Source organism: Citrobacter amalonaticus (genome assembly GCF_001559075.2).
Taxonomy (GTDB): Bacteria; Pseudomonadota; Gammaproteobacteria; order Enterobacterales; family Enterobacteriaceae; genus Citrobacter_A; species Citrobacter_A amalonaticus_F.
Window position 1 is genome coordinate 4,836,921 of record NZ_CP014015.2, and the last position, 12,429, is coordinate 4,849,349.

Genomic DNA, 12,429 nt, shown 5'->3' on the forward strand with positions numbered 1-12,429 from the left:
TCCCCGAAATCGTCGCTCAGGCAAGCTTGGGAAACGTCGCGACTTTGCGCTGCTGAAGAGTTTCAGCGCTGCGCGGGGTGATCGTCTTTAGATCGCAGATAAACTGCTCCTGCCAGTGATTGATGTCGTTTTTGACAATCACCTCCAGCATCTCAGCATGACGCGAAATACGTTCGGCCAGCGGCATCGTGAGTGCGCGATTCAGCGCTGCCGCAACTTCATCACGATCGTAAGGATTGACGATCAGCGCTGAGGTCAGTTCATTTGCCGCACCGGCGAACTGAGACAGCACCAGGACGCCTGGATTGGCGGGATCCTGGGCGGCAACGAATTCTTTCGCCACCAGATTCATACCATCGCGCAGCGGCGTGACCAGCCCCACATCCGACGCACGGAATACTTTCATCAACAGTTTGCGTTCAAAATGCTGATTGAGATAAAACAGCGGCGTCCAGCCCAACTGACCATACTTACCGTTAATGCGCCCGGCTTCCGTCTCAAGTTGATGACGGATATCCTGATACGCCTGCACATCGCCACGGGAAGTGGGCGCAATCTGCGTGTAACGAATTTTTCCGTGATGTTGGGGGAATTTCTCCAGCAACGCCTCATAAGCCTGAAAACGCTCCGGAAGCCCTTTTGAGTAATCCAGTCGCTCAACGGAAAAGATATTCTTGAGGTTTTTTAACTCTGCCTTTAGCTGAGCCAGCTTCGGCGGTAACGGCCCCGACGCCTGTCGGGTAATCTCCTCCGGTTCAATACCGATAGGATAGACCGCGGTGTGAAAATGTTTCCCCCACGCGGTGTGGTTCTTCGGATCGCGGGAACTGACTCTCGTCAGGCTGGAAAGGCTGTCGAGGAAAGCCTGGCGATCGTTTTCAGTTTGAAATCCCAGCAGATCAAAATCGCACATCTGCTCAAGGAGAATATCTGATGACGGCAGCGCGTTAAAAATCTCCGGCGTGGGAAAGGGAATATGCAGGAAAAATCCGATCCGGTTGTTCACCCCGCGCTTACGCAGTTCGCTGGCAAACGGCAGCAGGTGATAATCATGGATCCAGAGGATGTCATCCTCTTTTAAGAGCGGCAGGAGTTTGTCTGCCAGGTGCGCATTCACACGCTGATAGCCTTCCCAGGCGGTGCGCTGGAAGTTCACCAGATCCAGCCGATAATGAAAAGCCGGCCATAACACCGCGTTAGAAAACTGGTTGTAATACTCTTCGTGATCTTTTTCGCTCAGGTTAAACGACGCCCAGGTGATGTTGCCCCGGGTGACCTTTTTTAATGGCTGATCCTCGTTACCCAGTTCGCCACTCCAACCGAACCACAGTCCTCCTGCCGCTTTCAGCGCACCCAGTATCCCAACGGCCAGGCCGCCCGCACTGGTTTTGTTATCCGGAGGCGCTATTCGATTAGATACTACGACTAAACGACTCATTGCCATCTCTCCTGTCATTCATGTTTTTTTCTTGTTGTGCAGTGTAAACAGACTCCAGCCAGCGCCAGACGTCTGGCACTCCGGCTAATCGCCATTGCGCCTGCGTCTCCCCCTCTCCTACCTTCACTGAAATGCCCCCCGCCTCGTTCACCACGCGAAACCCGGCCTCATCGGTCAGATCGTCACCCAGAAAAACAGGGACCCGCCCGGCAAACGGCGCTTCACGCATAAACGCGGCTATCGCTTCACCTTTGTTAGTGCCTTTCGGCTTAATTTCGACAACGCACTTCCCTTGCTGGAGCGCTAGCTGCGGCCAGGTTTGCGTAATGCGTAGCGCCAACGCCTGCAGCGCAGCTTCATGTTCTGGCGCCTGTCGATAGTGCAGCGCAAACGCCATGCCTTTGGTCTCCACTTCCGTCCCCGGCAGATTCATCAGCGCCGTATGTAACTGCACGCTGATATCGCGTTCTATTGCCGAAGGGAGATGCACGATATGCATTTTCCCATTGATGTCACGGCGTTCAGCCCCATGTACGCCTGCCAGCGGAAAGCGCCAGGGGTTAGCCAACGCGTCAAGTTCAACCATTGAGCGCCCTGAAATCAATGCCAGAGCCCCTGCGTTGCATTCTGCAAGTTGGTGGAGCATCTGAAGGATCGTGGGAGGAATCACCACCTGGTCTGGATGCGGCTTTAACTCCGCAAGGGTTCCATCGAGATCAAAAAAATAAGCATAGTGCACGGACTGTTCAGGGGTTACGGTTAACGGTTCTGCCACCCGGTACTCCTCCTTATTGTTCTCTTTGAGCCGCGCGGATCGCGCCTCATAAGCAACCGTAAGTATAGACAGTGTGACGATGCTCGCCATTTGGAAAGACAATTGCCAGCCGGGGTAGCGGCTGGCAAAGGAGAGGAACTAGACTAAAAAGTTGGACTTTTTTTATCAGACCGTACGCTTCGCTTTTTGTTTGTAACGGTCGAAGATCACCGCTGCCAGCAGGATCAAGCCGCGTACAACGTACTGGGCGAAGGGTGAAATATTCAGCAGGTTCATCGCATTCTCCACGGTCCCCAGGATCAGGACACCCGCCACCACATATGAGATTTTTCCGATGCCGCCCTTCAGGGAAACGCCGCCTAACACGCAGGCGGAGATGACGATCAGTTCATAGCCAATGGAGGTCATCGGCTGTCCACTCGTCATACGCGAGGCGAGAATAATCCCGGCTGCCGCAGAGACCAGACCAGAGAGCACGAAAATAATGATTTTGGTCCGCACCACCGGCACCCCGGCCAGACGCGCCGCCTCTTCGTTGCCCCCAATTGCCAGCGTATTACGCCCGAAGGTCGTTTTGTTTAACAGCAAGCCAAAGATAATCAGGCAGCCCACCGTCAACCAGATTGGCGCCGGTAAACCGAACCAGTTGGCGTAGCCAAGGGTGAAGAAACGCTCGTCTTCAATCCCCACCGCTTTGCCGTCGGAAATGATATACGCCAGGCCACGAACGATTTGCATCGTTGCCAGCGTGGTGATCAGGGCGTTGATCTTGAGTTGTGCAATCACGAAGCCGTTAACCAGCCCGCACAGCACGCCCAGCAACAGGCCTGCCCCCACGCCAATCCACAGGCTTTCGGTCAGATTGATGACCACTGCGGTGGTCACCCCGGCGCAGGCAATCACTGACGCCACGGACAGGTCGAAATCCCCTGACGCCAGGCAGAACAACATGCCGCAGGCCACCATGCCCGACATGGAGATCGCCAGCCCCAGCCCTTTCATATTGATGAATGTCGCGAAATTCGGCACAAAAATGGCGCAGGCGAGGAACAGGACAGCGAATACCACCAGCATGCCATACTGATCCCAGATACGTCCCAGGCTAAAAGGCGACGGCGACTTTGGCGCGCCCGATCCGGAAGTTGTTACGGAAGACATCGTTCTCTCCTTTCTCAGGCGACAGCCTGGCTGACTTTAGGCATCGCGAGGCTCAGCGCCTGGCGCTCATCCGCCTGTTCATGAAGTAATTCCCCGGCGATCTCACCTTCCCGCATCACCACAATACGGTCTGCCACGCCGAGGACTTCCGGCAGGTCACTGGAGGCGAACAGCACGGCAACGCCGCGCGCGGCCAGGGCATAAATAACGTTATAAATTTCGTGCTTCGCGCCAACGTCAATCCCACGCGTCGGTTCGTCGAGCAAAATCACTTTCATCTCTTCCGATAGCCAGCGACCAAGAATCGCCTTTTGCTGGTTACCACCGGAAAGGTTCATGATCAGCTGTTCGGCACCAGGGGTTTTGATGTTCAGCGAGCGAATATGATGGTCGGCATTAGTCTCCTCCCATCCGTTGTTGATCACACATCCCCCCAGCACATGCTTACGCCGGGCGCTGATGTTGATGTTGTCGCGTACCGAATGCACCGGGATGATCCCCTCCGCTTTCCGGTCTTCCGGGCACAACATCATTCCTGCCGCGATAGCATTCGCCGGCTTGCGAATGTCGATCGGTTGTTCATCGATATACACCTGCCCTTCGCTGATACGGGTGCCGCCAAATAAGCCTTTCATCAACTCACTACGGCCCGCGCCTACCAGGCCAAACAGTCCGACAATTTCCCCGCTGCGAACCGTCAGGCTGACAGGCATGCGTACGCCCTGCGCTTTGACTTCATGCAGGCGCAGGCGCTCTGCGCCATAGGGGCGAGACTGCCAGCCGTAGATGTCACCCAGATCGCGCCCCACCATCGCCTGCACCAGCGCATCGTGGTTGACCTGCTGCATGTCGGTAAAGGTTTTCACGTAGCGGCCATCTTTAAACACAGTGATCGCATCGCTGAGCGCGAAGATCTCTTCCATACGGTGCGAGACATACAGAATGACGCGCCCTTCTTTACGCAATTCGCGGATCACCCGAAACAGGTTTTCGATCTCCCTTGCAGAGAGCGAGCTGGTCGGTTCGTCAAAGGCAATAATCTTGGCGTTGCGCGCCAGCGCTTTGGCGATTTCCACCATCTGCCATTGGCCGATGGAGAGATACTTCAGGGGCGTCGCGGGGTCGATATCCATCCCCAGATGTTTGAGTTGCAGGCCCGCTTCATAATTGAGCAGGGTGCGATTCACAATGCCGCCTTTGTGCGGAAGCTGACCGAGATAGATATTCTCAGCAACGGTCATCTCCGGCACGAGATGCAGTTCCTGGTAAATAATGGCAACGCCGGCATTCAGCGCGGCGGTGGTATCTGCGAAGCTCATTTCCTGCTCGCGAATCGCCAAAGATCCCGTGGTTGGCGCATAGTTACCGCTGAGAATTTTTAAGAGTGTTGATTTCCCGGCGCCATTTTCACCCATCAGCGCATGCACCTGACCGGCGTAACAGTCAAAACTGATATCCGTAAGCGCTTTAACGCCGGGGAAGGTTTTACCAATGCCGCGAAATGAGAGATACGGGGTAGACTGTTGCATAACGTCTCCGTGAGTCAGTATCGTTCTAACCGGTTGCCGGATGACAGCATGAGCGACGCCATCCGGCCTTTCACTTGCTGTCGTCTTACTTACCGCCTAACCCTTTTTTCGCCAGCTCTTCTTTGAAGTTGTCACGGGTGATCAGCACCACGTCAGTCACTTCGGTGAATGCCGGTGGTTCTGCGCCTTTCGTCACCCAGTTGTAGAGCATTTCGCTGGATTTATAACCGTGAACGTCCGGGCTGGGCAGCAGTGAACCGAAGAAACCGGTCGCCTGCGCTTTCGACAGTTCGCTCACTGCGTCAACGCCATTGATACCAATGCCGATCACGTCCGCCGCCTTAAAGCCCTGGCCTTCGGTGGCGCGCACGCCACCGAGTACGGTGTTATCGTTCATGCCGACAATCAGCCAGTGTTTGACTTCAGGGTGCTGAACCAGCATGGAGTTGGCGGCATCAAATGCGCCGGGGATATCGTTAGATTTGGTAGGAACCTGGTAGATCTGTTTTTCCGGGAAGCCTGCGGCTTTCAGCGCTTCCATCGAGCCGGAAGTACGACGACGCGCGGTGTCCAGTTCGTTAGCGGTAATCGCCATCACCGCGCTCTCTTTGACGTCCCAGCCCCGTTTCTGCATCTCTTTATACAGTTCCTGGCCCTGACGCTCGCCGATTTTGGTTGCCGCCATCATGACCAGTGGGACGGTATCCATCGGTTTGCCTTTGGCATTGACGAACTGATCGTCCACGGCGATCACTTTCATGTCGTAGCCGCGCGCCTTCGCGACGATAGCGGACCCCAGTTTTGGATCCGGGGTACAAATAACAAACCCCTTCGCCCCGCTTGCCGCCAGGCTGTCGATCGCATTCAGCGTCTTCTCGCCGTCCGGCACCGCAATTTTAATCACTTCAAAGCCCAAATCTTTCCCGGCTTTATCGGCAAATTTCCACTCCGTCTGGAACCAGGGTTCTTCCGGTTGTTTCACCAGAAAACCCAGCTTCATCGATTCTGCCATAGCGGATTGTGACATAACGGCAGCCAGACCGATGGCTGCCAGCGCTTTAGTGAATTTGTGCATGGTTAACTCCAGCTTTAGCGTCATTTTATGTAGGGTAATATTTAACGACTTTATGTAATTCAGACGAAAAACAAGGCATTACCAAAAGAACTCAAGATAAATGCCAGTGCTGGAATAGTTGTAGCGGGAAATTGATTCTCCATAGGAGAGCGGCATCACACCGCAGAATTACAGTAATTGCGTACATAAATTCAGCGGAAAATGACATAAGAAACGGGGGAATTGTCAGACAAATAAAAAGTGGCGTAGCACATTAATCCATAAGGTCAGCTCGCAAATCCTTGTTCCCGAATACGCCAGTATCCGGGAACCAACGGATTACCACGGATAATAAATATGCTCAGCATGTTCACGAACGGGTTGGTCATTGCCTAATAAACGGGCTGACAGCGTCAGGGCAAAATCAAAAATATGGCCTAATCCTTTTCCACTCAGGAGATTACCATCCTCCACAACCGGCGCATCAACATAAACGCCATCGGTCACCGCGTCATAGAGGTCGCCTGAGCAGACATAACGACGCCCCTTCAGTAAGCCGTTGCCGCCTAATACACGTGCAGCCGCTGAGCAAATGGGACAAATTAATTTTCCGGCGGCATCATGGCGCGAGATAAACTCGATAACCTGTGGATTCGCCGCCAGGTTCATGCTTCCCTGCGGCCCTCCCGGCAGCACTACTGCGTCATACAGGCGTTCTCGTTGCCCCGCCAGGGTGTCATCGGCCACCATCGGGAGATCGTGGTAGCTCACTACGGCGCGAGACTCCGCGCAGGCCAGGGTATCTACGTCAATATTCAGACGACGCAAGATATCAATGGTAACGATCGCTTCCGCTTCCTCGAAACCCGATGCCAGCAAGACGGCCACTCTTTTCATTCACCTTTCCTCATTTATTACAGGCTGATAACACCGAAAATGACGAATTAATCATTCGGTTATAATTGAACAAGATGTCGCTGCCCTGATTTTCAGCAAGAGAAAGACCGGCATTATTTCTGCCAGAACGGTTTCACAGGATTATTATCGCGGCAGGGACGGCAGAGATTATCAATATTCTGATATTACCATGCTAAATCATTCACTTTTGTGACTTGAAACACCATTTCAAAACCATATAAATCATTCACACCATAACAAAATCAATCAGATATATAATTTCACATTATGTTTACTAAATACAGCTTGATGTATTACCTTCAGTAATATGTAAAAAATCATAAACATTGCCATTTAAGGATTTTCTTATTTCATTAATGCAGGTATGCTTATTTTCGATTCGCGATGGAATTGACTCTTCGATCACATAATGGACTGGCAGAATGGACTTATTCTGCTAACAGTAAGTTGTGCAGATTAGCGCTGCACATCCCTTCTATCAGGAAATAAGGATATTGATATGGCTGCAGTTGGAATGGTACACAAACTCAATAATCAAATGAATCTTGAGTTTTATGCTTCCAATCTCTATCTCCATCTGAGTGAGTGGTGTTCTGAACACCGTCTGATGGGTACTGCGACTTTCTTACGTACTCAGGCCCAGAGTAACGTCACCCAAATGATGCGCATGTTTAACTTCATGAAAAATGCCGGGGCGAATCCGGTCGTTAAGGCCATTGATGTACCGGGCGAAGATTTACATTCGCTGGAAGAACTGTTTCAGAAAACGATGGATGATTATGAACAGCGCGCCAGTACGCTTTCGCAGCTCACCGACGAAGCGGAAGCCATGAACGATGCGCCTACCCTGGATTTTCTCCACACGCTGGAAAAAGAACAACAGCAAGATGGGCTGTTGTTACAAACGATTCTTGAAGAAGTACGTAGCGCCAAACGCGCGGGACTGTGCCCGGCGCAGACCGATCAGCACGTGCTCAACGTCGTCAATTACCAACAGCATTAATTGACCACATTATTGGCCTGCATTTCACTCCCCGGCAGGCCAATTCGCAAAGCCCTTTCAGCCTGATGCCCCCCCCACTTTGGGGAGGCATTGCAAAAAGTATTTCTAAAATATAAAACAACGGTTTATTTTAGTGAGCTTCGCCCTGCGGCGTGAATTTCAGTTCAATCAGTGCGATCGCTTTCTGGATAGCGCGCCGCGTGACGGGATCGGCCGCAGCGGGATGCGTTGAAAAATCAATGTTTTTCAGCTGGCTGGTCATTTTTTCGCGAACTTCAACGGGAGCAATCACGTCGAGGACATCGAGAATTTGTTTGATGACGAGCTGGCAGGCGACAACGTCAGAGACCAGTTCCTGATCGGCATTCAGCGTTTGGGACATAGTAGGCGTTCCTGATAGTGTTGAAAGGCCGTCATAGTACCGATTCAGAGGCCGAAACGATAGCCAGACCTGCAACCGCAAATGACAGGCATAAAAAAACCTGCCGAAGCAGGTTTTTTTAATCAGAACATAGCGCCAGGCGGTACGTCTTTGAAAGTTTTGCAATAATTTTCAAACATGCTTTTCAGGATTTTGCGCAGTTTCATGGCATGACTCCAACTATGTTGTTATGCAGGTGTTATCGTCTATGTGCACATAATATGACTACCGTCACAAAAATCAACTATTTTGTGATATGTGTCACGATTAATATTTAACATATCCTTTGCATTCATGCCTGTTTAACTGGTAAATCAATCATCTACAGAGTTATCAGTTCCGGTAAATTTTTATAGTTTTTTTTGAATGGCAAGTTCAACATGCAAGAAGATCGAATCACAGAAAGCAAACGGGGTATCTCTCCTGCCGCCCTGCTTGTCGCCGGGGCGTTTTTCATGGAGTTTATTGACGGCACGGTAATCGCAACCGCCCTGCCCGATATGGCCAAAAGTTTCGGTGTTCAGGCGGTTGATCTAAATATCGGGATCAGCGCCTACCTGATTACCCTGGCGGTACTCATCCCGGCCAGCGGCTGGATAGCTGACCGCTTTGGCGCGCGCAAAATCTTTACGCTTGCCCTCGCCATTTTCACCCTCGCCTCCGTGCTGTGCGGTCTTTCCACAACGCTGGAGAGTTTTCTGGCAATGCGTATCCTGCAGGGCGTGGGGGGCGCGTTAATGGTTCCGGTGGGGCGCTTAGCGGTCTTACGCATCACGCCAAAGCATCAGTTGATTACGGCGATCGCCACCTTAACCTGGCCCGCCCTGGTCGCCCCCATTATTGGCCCACCGCTCGGCGGTTTTATTACCAGCTACGCTAACTGGCGCTGGATCTTCTTTATTAATGTCCCGCTGGGTCTGTTGGCGATAGCACTGGCGCTGCGATTTATTCCCAATATTCGCGATGACGATCGGCGTCCTTTTGATCTTCCCGGTTTCCTCGCCACTGCTATTGCGATGGTCAGTCTGGTCTATGCGATGGAGCTGCTGGGTTCACAGCATCCCGAAAGCGGATTGACGATAGCCCTGCTGGCGCTTGGCGTGGGGACATTTGCCTTTTCTTTGCGCCACTTCCGGCGAGCCGCCTGGCCGATGATACGCCTCGACGCCATGCAGGTGCCGACGTTTCGCGTCACAATGTACGGAGGATCGCTGTTCCGCGCCTCAATCAGCGCCGTGCCTTTTCTCCTGCCGCTCATGTTTCAGGTCGGATTTGGCATGAATGCCTTTCAGGCCGGTTCGCTGGTGCTGGCGGTATTTGTCGGCAATCTGACCATTAAGCCCGCGACCACGCCGCTCATCCGCTGGCTCGGCTTTAAAAAGCTGCTGCTGATTAACGGGGCGCTCAATGTGCTGGCGCTGCTCGCCTGCGCGCTGATCACCCCCAGCACGCCTGTCTGGCTTATTTTGCTGGTGCTGTACCTCGGCGGTGTGTTCCGTTCGATTCAGTTTACCGGCATCAGCACGCTGGCTTTCGCCGACGTTCCTTCTGCCCAGATGAGCTATGCCAATACCTTATTCAGTACCGCGACACAGCTCGCCGTTGGACTGGGGATTTCACTGGGAGCAATCGGTATTCGTATTGGTGCGAATGTGAGTGAATGGTTGGGAATGAGCGCAATTCCTGGCATCAGTTTTCGGCTGGCGTTTGTGGCCATCGCGCTTATCTGCCTGTTTGGCATGGTGGATACGTTTCGACTGGTGAAAGATGCGGGCAGCGCGGTGTCTGCAAGGAAGTGAGGTGGAAAGCCGGATGCGCATTACGCCCTCCGGCTTATCAGCAAAAATTAGCCGAGGATTTCGCGAACGAACGCTTCAATCTCTTTGCTCTGGCCATTTTCAAAGAAGCATTGCTGGAAACGCTGACCAGAAACCGCTGTCTTCACCAGTTGCGGATCGATCGCACGCAGCGTATCAAGATAGTTGTCTTTAACGACTGCCGCTTTGACCTGGTTAAGGATCCCGGCGTTACGCACCTGCGGTTCTTTACGCTCTGGCGGATACCCTTCTCCATTGCGCCCCGTGAAGGCTTTCTCGAAGATAAAGCGCACGTTCAGTTCCGCTCCCCAGCCAAATCCTTTCGCAAACGGCAGAGACAGCGCATTACCGTTGTTAATCTGCGCGAACAGGAAGGCATCCGCCGGATCGATGCAGTAGCCGCACACCACGCCCGGATGAATATTCAGCGACATCAGCGCGCCCTGGCCTGTACCGCAGCCGGTCACCACAAAATCAACCGCTTTTGAATTCAGCAGAATGCTCGCCATGATGCCAAGGTGGATGTAGGTCAGGTGGTGGTCATTCTCGTCGCTCATCCCGACGTTGAATACCGGAAAACCCTTTTCATCCGCAACCGCTTTGAGCTCGCGGTGAATGATGGCGTTTTTACCCGCCTGGCTGTTTTCCATCATCAGTGCAATTTTCATTCTGTCTTCTCCTGAATGCGATGCGGGAAGTCCCGCCTTGAGTCATCACGATACCGCACAGTACTACTTAGCAAACCTACTTTCAAATTTAATGAAAGATGGTTTTAAAAATGAGGAGCGGTTTCACATTTTCCTCTGTTGACCGCAAAGCGCCCGTCGTCGTGTGAATTAGTCGTTGCTGATCTATAAGTTATTCAGGCCATTGAAACGCCGATGTGTGAATTAGGATAGCGAATCACCGAACATTCAGAGCGATACCATGAAGACTCTTTTTATTGCCCTCTCACTGATACTCCTGACAGGATGCGCGATCAACAGACAGGCACAGGTGAGTGATGCCAGCGCAACAACCGGCGTTGTGCGATTGAGTTACGATCAGGCGATGCTGCAAAATGCCTATACCGACGACTATACCGCCCAGGGCACCGCCACACGCGCGTGTCAGCAACTAGGCTATGCCAGCGCCCAGCCATTCGGTCAACCCGTCAGCACCTGTAGCGTTTATGCTGGCTCCCTGTGTATGAACACAAAAATCACACTCTCCTGGCAATGTCAGGGCATCGCCATTTCGCAAGCAGCACCTCATTATTATTAAATTACGGGCCAGTATTGGCTGGCCTGATTTATCTCGCGTTAATTATTTTATAGCGCAAATGCGTTTTATTCCCATTCGTATTTTTAATAATTAAATTTATTATTTTACCTTTTGCAAATATTTAAATAACAAATTATAGTGACGCCACATCAACATATTTATGAATTTTGTGGAGCGAAGTCATGCTGAAAACAGAAATGATCGACAAACTGAATGAGCAAATGAACCTGGAATTATATTCCTCCCTGCTCTATCAGCAGATGAGTGCCTGGTGTAGCTACCACAGTTTTGAAGGGGCCGCCGCGTTCCTGCGTCGCCACGCACAGGAAGAGATGACGCACATGCAGCGTCTGTTTGACTACCTGACCGATACCGGCAGCCTGCCGCGCATTAATCCCGTCTCATCGCCTTTTGCTGAATATGCATCGCTGGATGAGTTATTCCGTGTGACTTACGAACACGAACAGCTGATCACCCAAAAAATTAACGAACTGGCGCATGCCGCGATGACCAGTCAGGATTATCCGACCTTTAATTTCTTGCAATGGTATGTTGCCGAACAGCATGAAGAAGAGAAATTGTTTAAATCGGTGATTGATAAATTAACGCTGGCAGGAAAAAGCGGCGAAGGTTTGTATTTTATCGACAAAGAACTGTCTACGCTCGATACCGCAAATTAATCATCAACGGTGAGGACATTCCTCACCGTTTTTCTTAATGACGGCAGATCTTGCTTTCGTGCGTAGAGAAACCGTCATCCTGAGCGATAAATTTCCCTTTCGCCGCCAGAAACGCCACCAGCTCTCCCGCCGTCATGTCCGATGCTGAACAGGTATGAAAACGCGCCGCTTCGCCAAACCGCGCCTTAATCGCGGCTTCGAGGCTAGCCGTAGAATAGTTCTCGCCTGACTCAATCATCATATTCAACACTTCGTGACCGTGAACAGAATCCATCATTCCTCCTCAATAAAGTGCGTAGCCTACGGCGATACGCCATCCGCTGCTTTGCGCTAACGCAGGTTGCGCTCATTTAAGAGCGTAAACATTACTATA

Annotated in this window: 14 protein-coding genes; 4 read left to right on the forward strand and 10 right to left on the reverse strand. The window is 52.0% G+C overall.

Going from position 1 to position 12,429, the window contains the following annotated elements:
* Nucleotides 1-16: 16 nt before the first annotated feature.
* The 6 genes from otsA to AL479_RS23375 all read right to left on the reverse strand — a co-directional run bounded on the left by otsA (nt 17) and on the right by AL479_RS23375 (nt 6,851).
* A complete protein-coding gene (otsA, locus tag AL479_RS23345; protein ID WP_061077851.1) occupies nt 17-1,438 on the reverse strand; it encodes an alpha,alpha-trehalose-phosphate synthase in 1,422 nt (473 codons plus the stop codon).
* Nucleotides 1,413-2,213 carry a trehalose-phosphatase gene (gene otsB, locus AL479_RS23350; protein WP_061077852.1) on the reverse strand — a complete coding sequence of 267 codons (801 nt, stop codon included), beginning with the start codon at nt 2,211-2,213 and terminating at the stop codon, nt 1,413-1,415. The genes otsA and otsB overlap by 26 nt, the downstream gene beginning before the upstream one ends.
* A 165-nt stretch (nt 2,214-2,378) precedes the next feature.
* Nucleotides 2,379-3,371 carry an arabinose ABC transporter permease AraH gene (gene araH / locus AL479_RS23355; RefSeq protein WP_061077853.1) on the reverse strand — a complete coding sequence of 331 codons (993 nt, stop codon included), beginning with the start codon at nt 3,369-3,371 and terminating at the stop codon, nt 2,379-2,381.
* 14 nt (nt 3,372-3,385) lie between these two features.
* Complete coding sequence (gene araG, locus AL479_RS23360) at nt 3,386-4,900, reverse strand: arabinose ABC transporter ATP-binding protein AraG (RefSeq protein ID WP_061077854.1); 1,515 nt, start codon at nt 4,898-4,900, stop codon at nt 3,386-3,388.
* 85 nt (nt 4,901-4,985) lie between these two features.
* Nucleotides 4,986-5,975, reverse strand: coding sequence for an arabinose ABC transporter substrate-binding protein AraF (gene araF / locus AL479_RS23365; protein ID WP_061077855.1), 990 nt, complete (start codon nt 5,973-5,975; stop codon nt 4,986-4,988).
* Between the two features lie 318 nt (nt 5,976-6,293).
* Nucleotides 6,294-6,851, reverse strand: coding sequence for a DJ-1/PfpI family protein (locus AL479_RS23375; protein WP_061077856.1), 558 nt, complete (start codon nt 6,849-6,851; stop codon nt 6,294-6,296).
* Nucleotides 6,852-7,371: 520 nt separating this feature from the next.
* On the opposite strand from AL479_RS23375, the gene AL479_RS23380 reads away from it, so the two are divergent.
* Nucleotides 7,372-7,875, forward strand: a complete 504-nt coding sequence (locus AL479_RS23380; RefSeq protein ID WP_061077857.1) for a non-heme ferritin-like protein — start codon at nt 7,372-7,374, stop codon at nt 7,873-7,875.
* A gap of 130 nt (nt 7,876-8,005) precedes the next feature.
* On the opposite strand, the gene AL479_RS23385 is transcribed toward AL479_RS23380, so the two are convergent.
* Nucleotides 8,006-8,257, reverse strand: coding sequence for a DUF2766 family protein (locus tag AL479_RS23385; RefSeq protein WP_061077858.1), 252 nt, complete (start codon nt 8,255-8,257; stop codon nt 8,006-8,008).
* A gap of 122 nt (nt 8,258-8,379) precedes the next feature.
* A complete protein-coding gene (gene azuC / locus AL479_RS23390) occupies nt 8,380-8,463 on the reverse strand; it encodes a stress response protein AzuC (protein ID WP_014229869.1) in 84 nt (27 codons plus the stop codon).
* A gap of 213 nt (nt 8,464-8,676) precedes the next feature.
* Between azuC and AL479_RS23395 the strand changes: the two genes are divergently transcribed.
* Nucleotides 8,677-10,095, forward strand: coding sequence for an MFS transporter (locus AL479_RS23395; protein ID WP_061077859.1), 1,419 nt, complete (start codon nt 8,677-8,679; stop codon nt 10,093-10,095).
* Between the two features lie 47 nt (nt 10,096-10,142).
* Here AL479_RS23395 and AL479_RS23400 read toward each other — a convergent pair whose 3' ends face one another.
* Nucleotides 10,143-10,781 carry an RpiB/LacA/LacB family sugar-phosphate isomerase gene (locus AL479_RS23400; protein ID WP_061077860.1) on the reverse strand — a complete coding sequence of 213 codons (639 nt, stop codon included), beginning with the start codon at nt 10,779-10,781 and terminating at the stop codon, nt 10,143-10,145.
* 259 nt (nt 10,782-11,040) lie between these two features.
* On the opposite strand from AL479_RS23400, the gene yecR reads away from it, so the two are divergent.
* The gene (yecR, locus tag AL479_RS23405) at nt 11,041-11,376 is read left to right on the forward strand and encodes a YecR family lipoprotein (protein ID WP_061077861.1); all 336 of its coding nucleotides are present in this window, start codon (nt 11,041-11,043) and stop codon (nt 11,374-11,376) included.
* Nucleotides 11,377-11,558: 182 nt separating this feature from the next.
* A complete protein-coding gene (gene ftnA / locus AL479_RS23410) occupies nt 11,559-12,056 on the forward strand; it encodes a non-heme ferritin (protein ID WP_061077862.1) in 498 nt (165 codons plus the stop codon).
* A 34-nt stretch (nt 12,057-12,090) separates the two neighbouring features.
* Here ftnA and AL479_RS23415 read toward each other — a convergent pair whose 3' ends face one another.
* Nucleotides 12,091-12,330 (reverse strand): YecH family metal-binding protein, encoded by a 240-nt coding sequence (locus AL479_RS23415; protein WP_061077863.1) that lies wholly within the window; start codon nt 12,328-12,330, stop codon nt 12,091-12,093.
* Nucleotides 12,331-12,429 lie beyond the last annotated feature (99 nt).